Annotated in this window: 18 protein-coding genes; 6 read left to right on the top strand and 12 right to left on the bottom strand. The window is 41.1% G+C overall.

The window, feature by feature from the left end:
• Positions 1-38: 38 nt before the first annotated feature.
• The gene (locus tag ACFSYC_RS09950; RefSeq protein ID WP_377126543.1) at positions 39-1,340 is read left to right on the top strand and encodes a DEAD/DEAH box helicase; all 1,302 of its coding nucleotides are present in this window, start codon (positions 39-41) and stop codon (positions 1,338-1,340) included.
• Between the two features lie 7 nt (positions 1,341-1,347).
• Positions 1,348-1,569 carry a DUF1456 family protein gene (locus ACFSYC_RS09945; protein WP_377126535.1) on the top strand — a complete coding sequence of 74 codons (222 nt, stop codon included), beginning with the start codon at positions 1,348-1,350 and terminating at the stop codon, positions 1,567-1,569.
• Here the strand turns inward: ACFSYC_RS09945 and ACFSYC_RS09940 are convergent, their stop codons facing one another.
• The 12 genes from ACFSYC_RS09940 to spt form a co-directional block, all read right to left on the bottom strand.
• On the bottom strand, positions 1,570-2,130 hold the full coding sequence (locus ACFSYC_RS09940) for a CAP domain-containing protein (RefSeq protein ID WP_377126533.1): 561 nt from the start codon (positions 2,128-2,130) through the stop codon (positions 1,570-1,572).
• 120 nt (positions 2,131-2,250) lie between these two features.
• Positions 2,251-3,027 carry a hypothetical protein gene (locus ACFSYC_RS09935; protein WP_377126530.1) on the bottom strand — a complete coding sequence of 259 codons (777 nt, stop codon included), beginning with the start codon at positions 3,025-3,027 and terminating at the stop codon, positions 2,251-2,253.
• A 157-nt stretch (positions 3,028-3,184) separates the two neighbouring features.
• Positions 3,185-4,123, bottom strand: coding sequence for a phosphatase PAP2 family protein (locus tag ACFSYC_RS09930; protein WP_377126527.1), 939 nt, complete (start codon positions 4,121-4,123; stop codon positions 3,185-3,187).
• A 1-nt stretch (position 4,124) separates the two neighbouring features.
• Positions 4,125-4,745, bottom strand: coding sequence for a sterol desaturase family protein (locus tag ACFSYC_RS09925; protein ID WP_377126524.1), 621 nt, complete (start codon positions 4,743-4,745; stop codon positions 4,125-4,127).
• A gap of 10 nt (positions 4,746-4,755) precedes the next feature.
• Positions 4,756-5,307, bottom strand: coding sequence for a DUF4833 domain-containing protein (locus ACFSYC_RS09920; protein ID WP_377126521.1), 552 nt, complete (start codon positions 5,305-5,307; stop codon positions 4,756-4,758).
• Positions 5,308-5,319: 12 nt separating this feature from the next.
• Complete coding sequence (locus ACFSYC_RS09915) at positions 5,320-6,036, bottom strand: CDP-alcohol phosphatidyltransferase family protein (RefSeq protein ID WP_377126518.1); 717 nt, start codon at positions 6,034-6,036, stop codon at positions 5,320-5,322.
• A 17-nt stretch (positions 6,037-6,053) separates the two neighbouring features.
• Complete coding sequence (locus ACFSYC_RS09910; protein WP_377126516.1) at positions 6,054-8,612, bottom strand: DUF5686 family protein; 2,559 nt, start codon at positions 8,610-8,612, stop codon at positions 6,054-6,056.
• 215 nt (positions 8,613-8,827) lie between these two features.
• Entirely contained in the window at positions 8,828-9,286 is a 459-nt protein-coding gene (locus ACFSYC_RS09905) for a phosphatidylglycerophosphatase A family protein (protein WP_377126513.1), read from the bottom strand.
• Between the two features lie 6 nt (positions 9,287-9,292).
• Positions 9,293-10,615 (bottom strand): inositol-3-phosphate synthase, encoded by a 1,323-nt coding sequence (locus ACFSYC_RS09900; RefSeq protein ID WP_377126511.1) that lies wholly within the window; start codon positions 10,613-10,615, stop codon positions 9,293-9,295.
• Between the two features lie 34 nt (positions 10,616-10,649).
• Positions 10,650-11,633 carry an NAD-dependent epimerase/dehydratase family protein gene (locus ACFSYC_RS09895; RefSeq protein WP_377126508.1) on the bottom strand — a complete coding sequence of 328 codons (984 nt, stop codon included), beginning with the start codon at positions 11,631-11,633 and terminating at the stop codon, positions 10,650-10,652.
• Complete coding sequence (locus ACFSYC_RS09890) at positions 11,630-12,748, bottom strand: hypothetical protein (RefSeq protein ID WP_377126505.1); 1,119 nt, start codon at positions 12,746-12,748, stop codon at positions 11,630-11,632. The genes ACFSYC_RS09895 and ACFSYC_RS09890 overlap by 4 nt, the downstream gene beginning before the upstream one ends.
• A gap of 82 nt (positions 12,749-12,830) precedes the next feature.
• Positions 12,831-14,039, bottom strand: a complete 1,209-nt coding sequence (spt, locus tag ACFSYC_RS09885; RefSeq protein WP_377126502.1) for a serine palmitoyltransferase — start codon at positions 14,037-14,039, stop codon at positions 12,831-12,833.
• 357 nt (positions 14,040-14,396) lie between these two features.
• Here spt and ACFSYC_RS09880 point away from each other — a divergent pair, with 357 nt between their 5' ends.
• From ACFSYC_RS09880 to ACFSYC_RS09865, 4 genes are all read left to right on the top strand, one after another.
• Complete coding sequence (locus ACFSYC_RS09880) at positions 14,397-15,737, top strand: TolC family protein (RefSeq protein WP_377126499.1); 1,341 nt, start codon at positions 14,397-14,399, stop codon at positions 15,735-15,737.
• Between the two features lie 21 nt (positions 15,738-15,758).
• Positions 15,759-16,913: an efflux RND transporter periplasmic adaptor subunit gene (locus ACFSYC_RS09875; protein ID WP_377126496.1), complete on the top strand. Its 1,155-nt coding sequence runs from the start codon at positions 15,759-15,761 to the stop codon at positions 16,911-16,913.
• 31 nt (positions 16,914-16,944) lie between these two features.
• Positions 16,945-20,112, top strand: coding sequence for an efflux RND transporter permease subunit (locus ACFSYC_RS09870; RefSeq protein ID WP_377126493.1), 3,168 nt, complete (start codon positions 16,945-16,947; stop codon positions 20,110-20,112).
• Positions 20,113-20,521: 409 nt separating this feature from the next.
• Positions 20,522-21,064, top strand: a complete 543-nt coding sequence (locus tag ACFSYC_RS09865) for a hypothetical protein (protein WP_377126490.1) — start codon at positions 20,522-20,524, stop codon at positions 21,062-21,064.
• The last annotated feature ends 134 nt before the right edge of the window (positions 21,065-21,198 follow it).

Below are 21,198 nucleotides of genomic sequence, written 5' to 3'. Positions count from 1 at the left end.
ATGAGTAACAATGTGCTTATTAGCTGTATCTTTGCGCCATGATACATAAAGCGCTGGATAATCTCAAAATAACTGCATTAAATGAAATGCAAAATGCGGCTATTGCCGCAGATACAAAACGAGATCTTATCCTGCTTTCGCCAACCGGTTCTGGCAAAACGCTGGGCTTTTTATTGCCGATATTGAAATCTTTACATGCTGATATTAATTTGGTTCAGGTAGTAATTTTGGTTCCCTCGCGCGAATTGGCTTTACAGATTGAGCAGGTGTTTCGTGCTATTGGTAGCGGTTTTAAAGTTAATTGCTGTTATGGCGGCCACTCAACCAAAATAGAAAAAAACAACTTATCACAACCTCCGGCGGTATTAATAGGTACCCCGGGCCGGATAGCTCATCACGTTCGCGAAGAAAACTTTAGTATAGACGCGGTACATACCCTGGTATTAGATGAATTTGATAAGTCGCTTGAGTTTGGTTTCCAAACGGATATGTCCATCATCATTCGCCAGTTAGAAAACCTTGCCCGCCGAATTTTAACGTCGGCTACGCGGATGAACGAGATCCCCGGTTTTACCGGGGTAAAAGATCCGATCACGCTAGATTTTCTGAAAAATGTGAGCAGTACGCCCGATATCAAACTCAAAATTGTTAACTCGCCAGCTGCCGACAAGCTTGACACCCTGTTTTCGCTTATATGCAAAATAGGCAATAAAGCAACCTTAGTTTTTTGTAACCACCGTGAAGCGGTTGACAGGATAGGTGAGCTACTATGGAACCGCGGCATTATTCACGATGTTTTCCATGGCGGTATGGAGCAGGAAGACAGGGAACGCGCTTTACTTAAATTCAGGAACGGGACCCACCAGTTATTAATAACCACAGACCTCGCCTCGCGCGGGCTGGATATACCAGAGATTGAATATATTGTACATTACCAGTTACCCCATAATGAAGAGGCTTATACGCACCGTAACGGCCGTACCGCCCGTATGCACGCCAAAGGTACTGCCTATTTAATTTTAAGCGAGGGTGAAAAGCTTGATTATTTGAAGGGCAAACAAGAGGTGGAAGAGTTACCGGAAAACCTAACCTTGCCCGAAATTACTCCCTGGGCTACATTATACATCGCTGCCGGCAAAAAAGATAAGATCAACAAAGTAGATGTTGTTGGTTTATTGCTTCAAAAGGGAGGTCTGGCCAAAGAGGATTTGGGCCTAATTGAGGTGTTAGATAACACATCGTACGCGGCAGTTAAACGCAAGCACATTGACAAAGTGGTAAGCCGCCTTAAAGGCGAAAAGATAAAGAATAAAAAAGTAAAGATCGAAGTATCAAAATAAGCAGTATATGAGCAATAATGATATTATGAAAAAGCTAAGGGTAGCTATGAAGTTTACCGACGACGATATTGTAAAAGTATTGGCGTTAGTGGATTTCAGGATAACAAAGACGGAGCTGGGGGCAATTTTTCGTGCAGACGATCACCCCAATTTTAAGCCCTGTGGCGATCAAATACTTCGCAACTTTTTAAACGGACTGATCATTCACCAACGCGGCCCAAGGGCATAGCTAGTTTTTAACGGGCTGGGGGAGGATCCTAGCCTTGCCGCTTTTTAGCATTTCTTTCAGCTGGGACGAAAATTCTTCGCGTCCACCGAAATCCTGCACCCAATAGGTATTGTGCAGCCATACACCAACTTCTTTAAAATCCGGGTTCATCAGGTTCATACAATGGCTTGGGCTTTTAAACCAACCGTCCATTACCTCATCAATTGTTGGTTGTCCTTGCGCTATATTTTCGCCAACGGTAAAGCTTCTAAAACCTTTATGTGTATAACCGGCATCCTCGGCGCGGGTCATTGCCGAGCGGCCATCTTTACTGCTATGGCTAAAATATTTCTTTTTAGCCATTTCTTGAGCATGTCCTTTGGCGGCCTTTTCAAGGTCATCATTCCATTTTAGGGGAGCAACAGGCGGCATTTTTGTAGTTCCACAGTTACATCCCTTTTGACGCAATTTATTTATCTGTTCTAAAAACTCTGCTTTGAATTTGCCGCTGCCAACCGATTGAGAAAAGGTATTTTGGCTCAGCGTAAAGAATAAAAACAATCCTAAAATGTAATACTTCATATACTTAGTTTGACCATGATTTGGTCACAAAGTTTAACGGCTATTTTTTGCGTTTCTTACGTTTAAATACAAAATAAACGAACACCGCTATACATAACACGCCAACGGCGCAAATCAACATTACAATGAGGCTATCTTTTTGTTTAAGCTGGCTTTTGTAAGTTTTTTGTTGATAGGTAATGCTTTTTTTTTGACTTGCAACGTGTCTTGCGTTTTAACTAAAGCTATTTTTTCTACGTTAAGCAAACTGTCTTCTATAAAGTCATGTCGCTTGGCAGCTATGTCAGCTTTTTTATAATTCTTCATGTGAGTATAAAGCAGCACGTAGCTTTGTTGTACGTTTGACTCATCTTTTGGCGATTTAATGCGTTGCGAAATTTTATAAACTTCGTTCAAATCGCGCATGGCCAGGCTGTAGTCCTTTATTTCCATTTTTATGTTTGCCAGTATCAAAAGCGAAGCCATGATGTTGGTGGTGTCTTTTTTTGCCCTTGAAAGGCTATTAGACTGTAAAATAAACCATTTGGCCTGCGGGTATTTTTTTTGAGAGCGATATACCTTAGATAAGCTATTGAAACAATCGCGTAAACCAACGGTGTCGGCCAAACCCGAATATAAATGCAACGCCAGGTAGGTATAGCTTAAAGCTTGCGATTGATAATATTTTTTTGTCTTTAAATCCAGTTTGTCGTAGTCTAAATACCTTGATACCATTTGGTTGTAAAGTGATGCCTTAACGGTATCGTTAGTAGTGGTATCTAATTGGGTCCTTAAGCTATCTAATATCTCGCCGGTAGTTCTCACAGCTTTTACGCGTACGCTATCTGTATAGAAGACGGAAGCGGATGATTTAAATCCGATTAATAGAATGGTGATAAGTATGGAAAGTCTCTTCATATAAAATCCGCCTCTACAGCTACTATGCAGTATTCAAATAGCATGCCTGTTTTAAATTTAGCTGCTATAAAGAGTTTCCTGTTGCGAAAGGGAAATTAAATGTACTTACAATAAACCCGGGAATGAAATTTAAGTATACAAATTAGTACACAGTGCGTTAGCTTATATAGGCTTCGTAGCGGTCTAAAAATTTTACAAGTGCGGGCACTTTGGTAAATAGCAGGTTAAAAAGGTTTATACCTGCAATGGCGGTCAGGATGCCTACCAATACATCCAGGATATAATGGTGACTGGTGTAAACGGCAGTAAGCCATATCCCAACCATTACCATAGCCAGAATATATTTAGCAAAGCCAAGCCTGTTTTTAAAAGCATAGTAAACCACAATGATGGGGTAGGCCGAATGTAATGAAGGCATAGCGGCAAAAACATTGGAGCCTTTTTGATATATCGACTGAAAAACGTGCACGTTAAAATAATCGTCGAAACGTGATAAACCCCCAGTGTTGCCCGGCGTATGCGGATGAAACACAAAGCCGTGCGTTTGTATGTACCATGGTGGTGCGGCAGGAAAAGAATAGTAGATAACAAATCCCAATAGGTTTACCAATAAAAATGTTATTGCAAAGCCAAGGAACTGGCGCCTGTTTTTAAAGAACATAAAAGCTGCGAAGCCTAGCGGTACCGGTATCCAGCAGATATAGAATAAGCCTGCGATGATGTCAAGGCTGGTTAATGAGTTGATCTTCCAGTATTCGTTTGGGGTGAGTATTTGTCCGTTGTAGTTTATACCGAAAAGGTGTTTCTCAAAGTTATACAGATCGGCAATATGAACGTGGCTTACCAGGTAGTTAGGAAAGGCCTTCATGTAGTCAAAAATCATCCAATAGACTATAAACACGCTGAAGCCTAAAATAAACTTGCGCGTTATTGCCGATGCGTAAAATGTGGTGTTAAATATCACCACCAATACTACCTGGTCTGATTTAAAGCCTACTACCCATGATGATAGTAGTAAATAAGCGATTGAAAGAAGTGTAACCGTTATGATAGATCTGGCGGTAATTGCAGGGGTATGAGAAGCAATACCGTTCATTCTACCGCTTTATAAAGTCTGAACGGAAGATTTTATCCCACAAAGGCGAGCTTACACCATAGCCTTTGTCCGGATCTTGATAATGGTGCAGCATGTGGTGTTGTTTTATCCTTTTCCAGATGTTACCCTTAAAATTAAAGTGATGTATGGCGTAGTGCGATATATCATAAAACAGGTATCCTAAAATAAAGCCCGGGAAAAGAGCCAGGGCATGATCAGCCGGCAAGATAGCATCAAACAAAAAGTAAAAACCTGTTGACAGCGGGATGCTCATTGATGGCGGTAGTACCAAACGCTTAGCATCGCTTGGATAATCATGATGCACACCATGGAAAATAAAGTGCAGGCGTAAACCTAATTTATTTTTAGGTACGTAATGAAACACAAAACGATGCATGATGTATTCTACAAAGGTCCAAACAAAAAGACCGATAAAGAAAAATTCGATATAGGTAAGCAAGCTCAAATCCTTTACAAAAAGTGCGAAGTATGTGCTTACTGAAATAACCGGTATAAAAATAAATACGGGTACCAGGTAATGAACCTTTGATAAAGCTTCCAAAAGGTCGCTTTTAAACATTCTTACTGATTCCTGTGAATTTGATATAAAAAGCTTTGCCATAAAAAAATGATCAGGGTTTAAAACGTTCTATAATTTCTTTGCCTGTATTTTGATCTCTCCCCTTAAATTCTACATACACAACATTGGGTAGCCAGAACGAGCCACCTTCAATTTTAACAAATAATTTCTCCAGTATTATTTGCTTTTGCGCAACCGTTGCGAAGATATGATATTTTCCGTCTTTTGCTTTCATCAACACCATCGGAAATTTTTTGTATGATACAAACCTGACATCAAACTTGTCATCGGCCAGTTTTTTGGCAGTCAAGCCGTAGGCAAATTTGCGTTGGATATAACTCAGATCCTCTTTTTGGCCTTTTTCGTTATATCTTATCCAATAAACTTTAAGCGGTTCAGCATCGTCAATTTGACCATCTTCAATATTTACATCATAAATAATGGTGTTGATATTTGACGAACGTTGCAAGTAAAATAAACGATTGCTGCTTGGCGGCGGTACCGGATATTTATCTTCAGTAAGTACAGGCTTTTGCGCCATTGTCTTCGGCGACGGCGTATACCAGTTTAAGGCAGTAAGTAATAGTAAAAATGATAATTTCATCAATCCGCAGCGTTAATTCTTCTCTTGCTTATCCAGTGATTTTTTTGCATCTGTTAGTCTGTTAAATGCGGTTATGTTTGTCAATACAGCTAACAACGTAATAGGGATAGTTAATATCGACATCGTTTCGAACACGTGATATTTAACACCCGGTATGTATAACTTGTAGTTACCACCAATATGTAACGACGCGACACCGCAAATAATTGCGCACAGGCCAATGGTTATTACACGTTCAGGCCTTTGCATTAAGCCCCCTTTGCACTCAACACCCAAACCTTCGGCACGGGCGCGTACATAGCTCACCATCATAGAACCTATCAAGGCCATAAAGGCAAATATTGAGCTTAAAAAATAATGCTGGGCTACGAGGTAATAGCAAATACCGAAAAACATGATCAGCTCACTATACCTGTCCAAAACAGAGTCATACAAGGCGCCGAAGGTAGATTTCATATTTCCCAGACGTGCAACCTGTCCGTCAAGCATATCAAACAAGCCGGCAAACAATATCATACCGCCTGCCCAGCCAACGTAACTCAAATCGCCGCGATTGCCTTCTTCGCCGCCTAAAATAAATATAGCAGCGACACCTATGTTTAATACAAAACCGATAGAAGTTACCGCATTAGGCGTAAGTCCCAACTTTATTAAAACCTTTACAAAGGGATCAATAATCTTATAAATACCCAATTGCAGGCTTGTGCGTAACGATTGTTGTTGTTCCATTATTAATTTACCGTTGCTTAAAAATCAAACTTAGCTCTGACGCGTATGCCAAATGCAGCCACATTTGGGTTGTCGAGATAGTTAAATCTCTTTACGGCGTCAACACGTATAAATTTAAAAATATTTTCAACACCAACACTACCCTCAAGATACGGCGTATTACCTAACGAGTAGGTGATAGGCTTACCATCGCCCGATACAGGGAATTGATACAGATCAGGGTGGATAGATGGGTTATTCCTGTCGCTCAAACGCCCGTAAATAGCTTTAAAAGAGGCAACCTCGCGCAGCTTCAAGGCCTTTAACAACGGTATTTTGTTAAAGAAGAAACCTACAAAATGCTGGTCTAAATTTACAGACACATACTGATCACTCACAAACTCTAAAAAGTTCATTAAGTTATATGAGTACAGGTCATAATTATAACTCTGATTCGCGCGGAAGATAGTCAGCAACGGGTAAGGCACTTTCCCAAAAATTTTGCCACCCTCAACAAAACCATCCAGGTAACCAAATTGCGACAAATAAGTACGTTTATCAATACGGCCGTGCAGGTTATGATAATCATAAGTACCGCCAACAATGTTTTTAAAGCCCTTCGTGTAATCCAAGGTAAAAATAGGATTCGGGCCTGGTATCGGTCGACGATAGATCTTGCCCTGGAAAAACTTCTCGTTAGGCGCGTAACGTAGCAACAAGGTAGCTTCGGCAGTGGTCAAATCATTGATCTTACCGGTATTGTTGATAAAGTATAATGATCCGGCGGGCGTCTGTGTCCACTTTTTGAGTATCATTTGGTAAGAGAAATGACTCTCGTACTCATGCATATATTCAAACTTGTAAAAGTCGTTATACAGGTACTTGTCGTTAACACCACGCTTAAATGACAGCAAAAAGTTGTCCTGTTGTACAAACTGCAACAATGCACCGGGTATCCTGGTATCGCGCTGAAAACTAGCCCTGATATAATTCTGTGGAAATTTGTAAATTGTTCTGTTACTAAGCGAGTAAGTGGCGCTTAAAAAACCTTTCCATTTCTCGTCTTTAAAACCATAGGCCAGGTAAGTTTCAAAGTAATAGCGCTTACTTAACTCTGGCGTCGTACGGCCACCCAAACGTAGTTTTAAACCCTCAACCGGGTTAAAGCTGTAAAAAGTGTTTGACGGGCCAATCTCAAACCCATTAAATGTTTTATAACCTGCCAATAATAGAGTAGCAATATCTACGGTACGCTTGAAAGATTTCATGCGACCTAAGCTATCAATGTTAGCATACACCTTCGATTCGGCTGTTGTCAAGGTATCCAAACGGTTTTGTTGCCAAAACTGCTCGTTGCGGCTTGATATCTCGTCAGATAATTCTTCCTCATCGGCTCGTACCGCATACGTAGTATCTAAACGAGACTTGTTGATTACGTAGTTTTTGTAGGTGATGGTACGGATACCGAATAGCCCGCCCGTTTTCTTTTTATTAAGACCGAAATCGGCAAGGGTATTGCTTCTGCTCAAGTGGTAACGGCCGTCAGGATTTTTCTCAAAATCAAGGTTAACGGTCATCGACTTAACAAAGTTTAAGTTGATGTTTTTGTTAATACCTAACTGCGCTTTTTGCACAGCATAATTACTATCAAGCGTTACATATATTTTACCCTCAAAAAGCAGATCCTGCGTATTGCGCGGGGTAAAGCTTAGCTCAACCAGCTTGTCGTTGGTTTCAGTAGTTACAGTGTCTGATATAAAGTATTTATACAAAAATGGCGCGCCATTAGCTATAGGGCTTAAAAAGTTGTTGGTCATGATATTAACGCTGTTGTCATAAATATCAACCTTGTTATACATGTACTTAAAAAAGTCGCCCATACCTTCCTGATCAAGCGCACCACCATAATCAACGGTGCGTTTACCAATTACTTTGGTTCTTTCTTTTTCAGGGTCTTTACGGTAATAATATTCTGATACCTTTTCGTTTAAATATACCGGCAGCAAAGATTTGCCAGGAACAGTAGTGCTGTCGCGGTTATCTAAAACGAATTTGTACTTTCTGAAAAATTTCTTCTCGCCAATTTTAGTAGATACGTTAGCCAGCGAGAACTGCATTTTGTCGTACTCTTTGTATTCAACGAAATTATAACGCTCAGGTCTATTTAAATCCCGGTGTTTTATAACCTGTTGTATTAGCTCGACAGCAGGGTTGCCCTTGTTACGGTAACGCGGCTTCTTACCGGCTTTAATCTCGACCTCCGTCAGCTCGCTTTGTGATGGAATCAGTCTGATATTAACCACCTGTGACTTACCTGGAACGATATTAACGATAATGTCTTTGTAACCAATAAAGCTGGCCTTTATTTGGGTGTACGGTTTGCTTGATGAAAGCGAATAGCGCCCATCATTGTCAGTAGGGCCGGCAACGGTTGTATTGGCAAAACCCACTGTAACAAATGGCATTGGTTCGCCATTTTTGGTTGCGCCATCAGTAACAACGCCGGTAACGCGGGTTGCCTGCGCAAATAAAGTTGTGGTGTTAATTAGGATGAAAGCCAGCAATATCAGCTTTCGGTATGTTTTTCTAAAATCCATTTATCTATACTACAAACAACGTTTGTACGCCTTAATATATTTACTTACGCTTATTTTAAGCACTTAGATTAGCCTTGTTTAATGATGTTAAAAAGCTGCTGTTAGCGCTATAAATCAGGGCACAAAGGTAAGTAAATAGTATAGACTTCTGTGGTCAAAAAGTCAAATAAAGGGTGTGGTAATTAATTTCTAATTGGTTTTACTAAATTCTGACATTAAAACAATCCTAAGCATATAATTATCTGCAATATTAGGCTAGCGTAAACGCCTGCAAGTACGTCATCGGCCATAACACCCCATCCACCCGGGAGTGCCTCAAGCCTTCGGATATATAACGGCTTGACAATGTCAAAAAAGCGAAACAACACAAACCCGGCAATAAGATAGGGGATGGTAACCGGCACAAAAAGCAGGCTTATAAACATACCGGCCAATTCGTCGATAACCACACGACTATGATCTTTACCCCAAAGTGGCTCAACTTTGTTGCCGCTCCACACACCCAGCGCAGTAACTGCCAGTGTTAATAATATAGCAATAATGGGCGATGGCACAACCTGACCCGGGAAGATCAAGTACCAACAAATACAGCCAAAAAAGGCCGCCATCGTTCCGACACCTTTACCTAAGTAACCAATGCCAAAAACAGTAGCGGCCAGTTTATGAAACAGCATTAAATATTATTTTGCTTCAATCAATTCTTCGTAATAATCTAAACCTAAGTGCGTAATCAAATCTTCACCCATTAGGTAACGCAAAGTATTTTCAAGTTTAATTAACTGTTTGAAAATATCGTTCTCTGCAGGTAAACCTGGTGCGGTTTGTGGCGATTTTAAGTAGAAAGATAACCACTCTTGCACACCGCTCATGCCGGCGCGTTTAGCAAAATCACTAAACAAAGCCAAATCCAAGGCGATAGGCGCTGCTAAAATAGAGTCGCGGCAAAGGAAGTTGATTTTGATCTGCATTTTGTAGCCTAACCAGCCAAAAATGTCAATGTTGTCCCAGCTTTCTTTGTTGTCGCCATGCGGAGGGTAGTAGTTAATACGGATCTTATGGAAGATATCTCCGTAAAGCTCAGGGTTATCTTCTGGTTTAAATATGTCTTCTAACACACCTAATTTTGAAACCTCTTTAGTTTTAAAGTTATCCGGATCGTCCAATACCAAACCGTCGCGATTACCTAAAATATTTGTTGAAAACCAACCGCTAACACCTAATGAACGCGCAGCAAGGCCCGGTGCCAAAATGGTTTTCATTAATGTTTGACCGGTTTTAAAATCTTTACCAGCGATCGGCGTTTCAGTGATCTTAGCTAATTCAATTAAAGCAGGAATATCAACAGTTAGGTTAGGCGCGCCGTTAGAGAATGGAATACCCATTTTTAAGGCGGCGTACGCGTAAATCATGCTTGGCGCGATCAAATGATCGTCAGCTTTTAAACCGGCTTCAAACTTATCTAAAGTGCTATGCACGTCTGATGCTTCGTAATATATCTCTGTAGATCCGCACCATACCAAAACAACACGGTCAAGGCCGTTTTGCTCTTTAAAGTTGCGGATATCCTCCATAACCTGTTGAGCAAGCTCATAACGGGTACCTGTTTTTACGTGAGTGGCAGTTAAGTTTTTAGCATAATTTTGGTCAAAAGCAGCCGTCATTGGCTTAATTTTTTCCAACTCTTCTTTTACAGTGTAAAGTAAACCGGCTTCAAGTACTTTAGCATTCATGGCCGACTCATATACATTGTCGGTATAAACGTCCCAGCCACCCCATACAATGTCATTAAGATTTGCCAATGGCACAAAGTCTTTAATTTTGGGGCGACGGTTTTCAGTACGTTTCCCTAAACGGATGGTACCCATTTGAGTGTGCGAACCTATTGGTTGTGATAATCCTTTTTTTACAGATTCAACCCCAGCAATAAGGGTTGTTGCTACGGCGCCAAGGCCCGGCAACAGTATGCCAAGTTTGCCCTCGGCAGGCTTGATGGTGTTTTTCATTGATGATTAATTAAAATATAGTAGATAATGTAATTTACAGCCATTTGTTTTGACGATACCAATTCAATGTTTCGCGCAAACCATCTTCAAGCAGGTAGTGCGGATTGAATCCAAGGTCGCGTTTAGCTAAGGCTGTGCTGCAAAACCAGTTAGCTGCCGTCAGCTCCTCTAGTTTTTCCAAATTTAAAATTGGAGCAGTGCGTCTAAAAGAACTAATTTTTTCTGATATCCCTGCAATCAGTCGCACAAAATTTACAGGAAGATGAAGCTGAAGGGTTTTTACAGCCAGAATCGTTCTGGTGAAATATCCCAGCTGGTATTTATCGTAAAATTCACCATCGCTTAAGTTGTATGCTGTTTGTTGCCCATGATGCAATGCCTGCATACAAGCTTTAGCTAAGTCAACCACATATATAAAGCTCAGTTTTTGCTGGCCACGGCCTATGTAACCCTCAAAGCGTTTACTTACCTGTTTAAAGAAAATAAAAATCCCGGTATCGCGCGGGCCGTAAACAGCCGTTGGTCTCAGTATAGTATAAGGTAAATTGAAGAGAGCTTTAATTTTTTGTTCGGCTAATAGCTTACTTCTGCCATAAGCGGTGATGGGATTAGGGCGGGTGCCCTCAGTTATTATGCCGTTTAAATCGTTAAGCGGGCCAATGGCCGCCAGGCTACTCACTAATACAAACTTTTTCACGGAAGCTACTTGCGCTGCTGCCTTACCTAAGTTTTCTGAATAACTGGCGTTTATCAGATCATACTCTACTTCTGATATCGCACGCGTTACACCGGCGCCATGTATAATGTAATCGTACTGCTTTTCCTGGATCTCTTTGGTCAGCGCATCAATGTCCGAATAGTCTAGATAGGTGTACTTAATATCCAAACCTTGCAAATGTTCAACCTTGCTATTTTTACGTACGGCAGCATACACTTCGAGGTTATTTTGTAACGCTTCAACCAGCAAATGATAGCCAACAAAGCCGCTGGCACCGGTTATTAAAACCTTCTCTTTCATATTTGCTTTTGGTACAAGCGATATTTTTTATAAGGGTCACCTTTGATGGCCAATATAGCTTCGTTGATCAAGGTGTTGTTCTCTAATGTCCAACCGGCTTCGGCCCATTTAAAGCCCCTGGCCGTGTAATTTTTGATAATCGTGCCATAAAGAACAGCCTCAATGCCCATTTTACGGTAACCATCAACCACACCTAAGGCGTAGATACGTATACTTTTTATGTTCTTTTTACCGAACAATAGTTTAAATATCCCGGTAGGGAGTAAACGGCCTTTTTTAATGGTTTTAAAAATCTCGTTATAGTTGGGTAAGGCCAAACCAAAAGCAACAACTTTACCGTCCTGCTCTGCAAGCAAAGCAAAATCGGGGTCAAGAATCAACTTTAGGTCTTTTGCTAAATATTCAAACTCTTCATCATTAAGTGGCACAAAACCTGTGTTTTGATCCCAGGCAGAGTTGTAAACCTCGCGCAGCTTTATGGTTTCTTCTTTAAAGTTTTTAAGGTTTACCTTACGGATAACAATGTTATTACGCTTTAAGCGCTCTGTTAATGCATCCAGTAAGCGTACAGATTTATCATCGTAGTTATTGCCATCCCAATGCCAGGCAATCAGGTCAACATCTTTTTCAAAACCAAAACTTTCTATCAGCGGTGCGTAATAGGGGGCGTTGTAGGTTTGCATTAACACAGGTGGGCTGTCAAACCCCTCTACCAATAAACCACAAGGCTCGTTGGTTGAAAAATTTACCGGGCCAAGCAACTTACCGGTCACCTGTTTCTCTTTTAACCATGTAGTAACCGTTTCAAAAAGCAAGGTGGCAACGCTTTTATCATCTATACAGTCAAAAAATCCAAAAAAACCATCGTTGGCTTTATTGTATTCGTTATGGGTGTTATTAAGGATACCTGCAATGCGGCCAACAATTTTATCGCCATCGTAAGCTAAAAACGGTTGTACAGTATTATGTTTATGAAAAGGATGCTTGGTTAGCAGGTCGCGCTGGCCTATAAATAGTTCGGGCACATAGTTAGCGTCGGCCTTATACAAATCATGCGGAAAATCAATAAAGGCGGCAAGCTCCTGCTTTGAATTTACGGGTACTATCGTTTTCATGGTAGATGAAAGAATTTTATGGATAGTGGTGTACAAAAAATGCGGCCATTTTTTGAATGGCCGCATTTTGTATTATGCTTGGTTATATTTTCTCTTTAACATGTAGTTCCACGCCAACGTCTTTAAACGCTTTAGTGATTTTCTCTACAGCTTCTTCAATTTGCGCAAAAGTGTGCGTAGCCATCAACGAGAAACGCAGTAATGAAGCGTCAGACGGTACCGCAGGCGACACAACCGGGTTAACAAATACCCCCGATGATTGCAAGTGTTTAGTTACCAGGAAAGTTTTGTCGTTATCTCTAACATAAATAGGTAGGATAGGGCTTTCTGTTGGGCCAAGGTCAAAACCTTCGTCTAACAATAGTTTCATTGCATAGTTGGTATTAGCCCAAAGTTTTTCAATTCGCTCTGGTTCAGACTCAATAATATCTAAAGCAGCTATAACGCTGGCCACAGAGCCAGGGGTCATACTTGCACTAAACATCAATGAGCGTGCACGGTGCTTCATGTAATCAATAGTAGCATGGTCTGCGGCAATAAAGCCACCCAGCGATGCTAATGATTTACTGAATGTACCCATAATAAGGTCAACCTCATCTGTTAAACCAAAGTGCGACGCCGTACCTGCGCCTTTATGACCAATAACACCCAAGCTATGCGCGTCATCAACCATAATGTTTACACCATATTTATTAGCAAGCTCAACAATCTCTGGTAATTTAACAATGTCACCTTCCATGCTGAATATACCATCAACCGCAATAACCTTTACAGCCTCTTCGGGCAACATCGCCAGCTTACGCTCTAAATCAGCCATGTTGTTGTGTGCATATTTAATAACCTTTGAAAACGAAAGACGGCTGCCATCAATCAACGACGCATGGTCATACTCGTCTAATATCAAATAATCGTTACGGCCCGTTACGCATGACAGCACACCAAGATTAACCTGGAAACCTGTACTAAATAAAACAGCATCTTCTTTACCTACGTACGCTGCTAATCTTTTTTCTAATTCAACATGTATATCAAGCGTGCCATTTAAAAATCTTGAACCTGCACATCCCGAACCATATTTGTCAATTGCTTTCTTCGATGCTTCTTTGATCTTAGGGTGATTGGTAAGGCCGAGGTATGAGTTAGAACCAAACATTAATACACGTTCGCCATCAATAATTACTTCTGTATCCTGTCCAGACTCAATAGGTCTGAAATAAGGATACAGTCCTTTCTCCCTGATCATTGCCGCATCTTTGAACTGCGCAATCTTCTCATGTAGTTTTTTAACCATGTATTAACCCTGCTTAAATTTTTTGTAAAAATACCATCAATAAGTTTATAACCTATATCCGGATTGTAAATTTTTTTTAACATTCACGTTTTCTTCCCTAAACGGAGTGCAATTCTCAACAAGCAAATTAATTAAATTTTTTGTTTATATGACGTCTTTATTTTGCATTTTTTTCAAAACACAGCTGATTTTGGTAAGCCGAACTGACCAATAGTGTAGGATTTAAGTAAAATTCCTGTGGCATATTTAAAATTACTTTTAATAACCTCACCTTTGCAGCTCTATATTTTTAGCACAGAAAAACAGGAATCCCCTTCCCTGATTTTTCAGACACGATCTGCCGATCATTACTACTATATGAAAAATAACAATCGATTGTTGATAATTTACCTGGTCGCAATTTTAACTTCTAACAGTGTTTTTGCCCAAACCGGTAACGATACTATCTCGGGCGCTATTACATTAAAGCAAAGTATTGAATACGCCTTGCGTAATCAACCTGCCGTTAAACAGGCTGCTATTGATCAACAGATCAATGAAAAAGATATACGCATCGGCTTATCGGGCTGGTTACCGCAGTTGGGTTCGGTGGGTTCTTACAACCATTATATAAAAGGTAGCCCGGTGCCGGCTACAACGCCGGGAGTGTTTTCAACCATTGACGAATTTTCAAGTTTAAGTTTTCAAGCCAGCCAAACTATTTATAATAATGATGTCTTTTTGGCATCAAAGACTGCTAACTACTCGCGTTTATACTACCAGCAAAATACGGTGAGCACCCAAATTAATGTCGTATCTGATGTAAGTAAGGCATTTTTTAGCGTGCTTTTATCCCAAAAGCAATTAAACATTATCAGTCAAAATATTACCCGTTTACAACGCAGCTTAAAAGACGCTACCAGCAGATACCAGGCCGGCGTTGTTGATAAAATCGATTCAAAGCAAGCCACCATCGCCTTAAATAACGAGCTGGCTACCCGCAAAACTACACAAGAGTCTATTAACGGCAAGTTGGCCTATCTAAAGCAAATAATGGGCGTTAACCCCCGGACTGAGGTTTCTTTGTCTTATGATTCTACCAGCTACGAACGTGACGCTTTGATAGATACCAATCAGGTAGTTAATGTAAATAACCGGGTAGAATTTCAATTGCTGCAAACTCAAAAGAATTTAAGGAACCTTAATGTTGACTATTATAAATGGGGATTTTTACCGTCGCTATCTGCCGTAGGTAACTATAACTTTAACTACTTTAATAATCAGTTTAAGGATTTATATAAGAATGCCATACCGGTTGGGTATGTTGGTTTGTCTATGAACTTGCCTATCTTTCAAGGTACAAGGCGTTTGCAAAACCTAAGCAAGGCCAAATTGCAGGTGCAGCGTACTGATCAGGATATTGTAAATACACAAAACACTATCAACACCCAGTACATACAGGCGCTGGCCAGTTATAAAAGTAATTACGTTACCTGGCAAACGCTAAAGCAAAATGTGGAGCTGGCACGAGATGTATATAATGTAGTGAGCCTGCAATATCGCGAGGGTATCAAAACCTACCTGGATGTTATCGTTTCACAATCAGACCTGCGTACTTCAGAGCTTAATTATTATAACGCGCTTTTCCAGCTCCTGTCAAGTAAAATAGATTTGAAGAGAGCACTTGGCACACTTACTATCGAACCAACCAACAACTAACATACTTACCCTACTATACTAATGAAAAGCAAGTACATTCTTTATTTAGCCCCGGTTGCCATGCTGGCGTGGGCATCATGTAAAGACAATAAATCGGCACAAAACGCTGCCCCGGCAGCAACCCCGGTTAACACCGTTGAGGCCACGCTGGGCGACGCTTTATACTATGACCAATACCAGGGTACAGTAGTATCATTGAATAACGTTGAGCTGCGCGCCCAGGTATCTGGATTTATAACCGGTATTTTCTTTAAAGAGGGCGAAGTTGTTTCAAAAGGACAGGCGTTATATGAGATTGACAAACGTAAATACCAGGCTGCTTTAATACAGGCCCAGGCTAATTTGTCAAGTGCCAACGCCAACCTGGTGAAAGCACAAAAAGATATTGATCGCTACAATATGTTGTTGAAAAATGATGCGGTAGCACGCCAAACGGTAGATCAGGCCAACGCAGTTTACGAGACCAACAAAGGCCAGGTTGAAGTAGCTAAAGCAGCCGTAACATCAGCAAGAACAGATCTTTCATATGCTACTATTACTGCGCCGGTAACAGGGCGTATTGGTATATCGCAGGTAAGATTAGGGTCGCAGGTAGGGGCAGGTACAACGCTATTAAATAATGTATCAAGCGAAAACCCTATGGGCGTTGACTTTGTGGTAAACGAGCAAGAGATTAACCGTTTTTATGATCTGCAAAGAAAAAGCACTGATTCAACTTTTAGACTACAACTGCCTGATGCTACCATTTACAACCGAATAGGAAAGATATTAGCCATTGATAGAGGCGTTAATAACCAAACCGGCTCTATAAAAGTAAGGTTACAGTTTGCTAATGATAAAAATATATTGAAAGATGGTATGAGCGCTGCTTTGAAAGTCTTGAATGATAGATCGGGCAACCGGGTAATTATCCCCTATAAATCTGTAACTGAGCAAATGGGCGAATTTTTTGTATTTGTGGTTAAAGACAGCACGTTTAACAAGGGCGGAGTTTCAAAACGCGATACCATTGCATTGCAACGTAAAGTAACGCTGGGCCCACGCCTTACAGACAAAGTAGTTATCATGAATGGTATCAACTCAGGCGATATGGTTATCACCGAAGGTTTTCAGCGCCTGCGCGATAGCGGTAAGGTTGCTATTGGTGTAGCGCCAATGGCGCCGGTAAAGAAATAGTCAGGGTTATTTATAAATAGAATTTTAGAGAATGATCGCAGAAACTTTTATAAAAAGACCTGTTACCGCAATTGTAATATCTATTGTAATTGTTATAGTAGGTATTTTAGCAATCAGCAGCTTGCCGGTAGGGCAGTACCCCGAGATAACGCCACCAACAGTAACCGTTACAGGTAACTACGTTGGCGCCGACGCCCAAACGGTGGAGCAAACGGTAGCTACCCCTATAGAAACGCAGGTAAACGGCACCCCGGGCATGACCTATCTGCAAAGTAATAGCACCAACAACGGGGCGCTAAGTATGACCGTTAATTTTGAGGTTGGTACTGATATAAACATAGCTGCGCTTGATGTGCAGAACCGGGTTGGTATTGCCACCCCAACCTTGCCTCAAGAGGTGCAGCGGTTGGGCTTAACGGTACGTAAAAGAAACCCAAGTATATTGATGCTGGTGGCAATATTTTCGCCAAATAACAGTCATAATGTTACTTTCCTTGATAACTTCTCTAATGTTTTTATCAAAGACGCGTTGCTCCGTACAAAAGGGGTGGGTGATGTGGTATCAAGGGCAGATGACTTTAGTATGCGGATCTGGTTAAAACCCGATAAGTTAGCGGCTTTAGGCATGATCCCGGCTGATGTTACCCAAGCGCTTACCGAGCAAAATGCCCAGGTGGCCGCCGGTACTATAGGCGCCACACCTGCTCAAAAAGGACAAACATTTGAATACTCTGTGCTGGTAAAAGGCCGTTTGGCTAAGCCAGAGGAGTTTGGCAATGTAATCGTCCGCACGCAGCCGGGGACCGGCGCGGTGGTGCATTTAAAGGATGTAGCACGTATAGAACTGGGCAAATTTAACTATGCAGGTAACTCGTTTGTTGATGGCAAGCGTGCATCATACCTATTGGTTTACCAGGCACCCAACAGTAACGCTATCGAGACCGCCGAAGGTGTGTATGCTACCATGAAAGAACTTAAAAAGTCTTTTCCGGGTGGTGTTGATTATGTGGTGCCTTTTGAGTCTATTACTGTGGTAAAGGTATCGGTGCGTGAGGTTATCGAGACTTTGATTATTGCCCTGGTGCTGGTAATCATCGTAGTATTTCTGTTTCTTCAAAGCTGGCGTACAACGCTTATACCCGTATTGGCTATCCCGGTATCTATTATTGGTACTTTTATATTCTTTATACCGCTGCACTTTACTATTAATACTTTAACACTGTTCGGTTTCGTACTGGCTATTGGTATTGTGGTGGATGACGCCATTGTGGTAGTAGAGTCTGTACAGCATTACATGGACGAAAAGGGGATGAACCCTAAAGAAGCCACCCTACACGCCATGCGGGATATATCAGCCCCGGTAATTGCCATAGCCTTGATATTGGCCGCGGTGTTTGTACCGGTTGGGTTTATTCCGGGTATAGTGGGCAGGTTGTATCAGCAGTTTGCTATAACCATTGCTATATCGGTATTGATCTCGGCTTTCGTGGCTTTATCACTTACACCGGCGCTTTGTGTGTTGTTATTAAAACCACATAAGATAGACGAGAAGTCGGGCGGGTTAGATAAATTTTTCTATAAGTTTAATACGTGGTTCGAAAAAATCACCCTTAAATACCGTAATGGCGTTGATAAGGGGATTCAGCATCCAAAATTTGTTGTCACCGTATTGCTGGCCATTGTAGTTGGTACGTTTTTATTATTTAAAGCTAAGCCAACCGGCTTTATCCCAATAGAGGATGAGGGTAGGATATTTATAACTTATGATCTACCCGAAGCATCATCGACAGAGCGCACAGTGGCCACATTGCACCAAATGATGGATACTTTGGACAAAGTGCCGGAGATAGATCATTATGCCGCTTTAGGTGGTTTAAACGTAGTAAGTTTCGCTACGAAATCAAACAGTGCCACCATCTTCGTCCAGCTTAAAAAGTGGGACGAGCGTAAGCTAACCTCTTTACAGTTGGTAGGGATGTTACAGGCAAAACTTACCAAAACTTTTAAAGAAGCTACGGTGGTAGTTATTCCGCCGCCGCCTATTCCGGGTCTGGGTACTACGGCAGGGTTTACTTTTATATTAGAGGAAAGGCAAGCAGGTGGTGATATCAAAAACTTTGAAACGGTGCTCAGAAGTTTTACCGCTGCGTTATCTAAAAGGAAAGAAATTGGTAAAGCATTCTCATTCTTCACCGCCCGAACACCGGCGTACCAGTTAACTATTGACCGCGAGAAGGCTAAACGTTTAGGTGTGTCATTGACAGATGTTAACAACGCGCTGCAAACTTATATGGGTAGCGCTTACATTAACGACTTTACCCTATACGGCCGTAACTTTAGAGTAGTAGCACAAGCCGACACAAACTACCGTACCAATTTAGATAACCTTGGTCAGTACTTTGTACGTAACTCAGTAGGTACAATGGTGCCGTTAAGCACGCTTACATCTTATAAAATGATCGAGAACGCGCCATTAATATCTCACTTTAACCTGTTTAGGTCGGCTGAAATTAATGGTAACCCTGCACCTGGCTACAGTAGCGGCGACGCTTTAAAGGCCTTAGAAGAAGTTGCTGCCGAGACGCTGCCGCAAGGTTTTGGCTATGAGTTTTCTGGCCTGAGCCGCGAGGAAAAGCTGTCCGGAGATAAAACGATCTACATCTTTGCGTTATCTATTGGTTTCGTATTCTTATTCCTGGCTGCTTTGTACGAGAGCTGGTCGGTACCATTTTCGGTATTATTGGCAGTGCCTCTGGGTGCCTTTGGCGCAATACTATTCTTGACGTTCCAAAAAACTTTGGTCGATAATATCTATGCGCAAATTGGTTTGATAACACTTATAGGTTTAGCGGCTAAGAACGCTATCCTGATTGTTGAGTTTGCTAAAGAGCGGGTTGACAAGGGTATGGACCTTGAAAAAGCTACGCTGGAAGCTGTTAAACTGCGTTTGCGCCCCATTATAATGACCTCGCTGGCATTTATTCTGGGTGTTGCGCCATTGCTGTTTGCATCGGGTGCCGGTGCCGAGGCGCGTAAAACTATTGGTTGGACAGTGTTTGGTGGTATGATAGCCGCTACATCATTGGCTATATTTATCGTGCCCGTGCTGTATTACCTGATCACCAAGTTTGCTTATGGTGAGAAAAAGCTGGCCGAGATGGCTAAAAATTATAAAGAAGATGAAGATGTTTTACATTAAATAACATCTAACAAATACCAATGTGCCCCTCTGCTGTTAACCGCAGTGGGGCTTTTTTATAATGCTAAAACCACGTTTTGTCTATTTTAGTAGACGTTTTTTCTACAATTGGGCTATTTAGATGATCATAGCAATTGTTATGTTGCGCCGATCCAAACGTGTTTTTTAGCATACAACCATCGTTGTTAATTAGCATTTCTTGCTTTTTTCCATCCCAAACCACAACAACTTTTAACGCTCATAATCAGCTTATAAAGCTATTAACAATTGTTAATAACGAACTAATATGGCATGTCCAAGTATTGTCATTATTATAAAATGCTTGTTTAAATTGGCATCGGTGGCAAAGTATTTGTTAAGTGGCCAGTATTAATATGTATCTAACTTATTTACTAACAAGAACACAACAATGAAAAATTTAACAAAATTAGCAGCAACAACTTTAGCAGGTATTGCGCTTTTTATCGGAACTACTGCAAATGCTCAAACTACCCCTAAAAGTAAATTACGTTTTGGTGTAGGTCTTGAAGCTGGTGCTCCAACAGGCGCTATACATAATGGACTTGGTGGATCAAATTTCGAATTAGGCGGTACAGCACGGTTACAATATGGCGTTGGAGAAAAATTTGCGTTAATGCTTACGTCAGGTTATTATAATTTCTTCGGTAAGGATTACACTGTGGGTACAACAAAATATGATGCAACAAGCTTTGGCGTTGTCCCTTTAAAAGCGGGTATGAAAGCATTTTTTACGGACAACTTGTACTTTTCTGCAGAAGCTGGTGCAGGTTTTGAAACTAAAGGCGCTAAAAACACTAAATTAATTTTAGCACCAGGTTTAGGTTGGGCTAATCAAAAATGGGATGTTGGCGTACGTTACGAAGATTTCTCTGGTCAAGGCAGTAATTACGGTTTAGTAGGTTTGCGTTTGGCTTATGGATTTGAATTGTAATCATTCATAACACACAAAAAAATCCCCGTTGCATTTGCGAGGGCACTGAAAAAGTCCAATAGTGAAAAAAGGCGTAGAAGAAGAAATTTTTCTACGCCTTTTTTGTATCTTAAAGTGTCAAAAGAAAGATACTA

The sequence above is a fragment of the Mucilaginibacter antarcticus genome (assembly GCF_042686155.1).
GTDB classification, from domain to species: domain Bacteria; phylum Bacteroidota; class Bacteroidia; order Sphingobacteriales; family Sphingobacteriaceae; genus Mucilaginibacter; species Mucilaginibacter antarcticus.
This window is presented reverse-complemented; position numbering and strand designations above follow the sequence as displayed.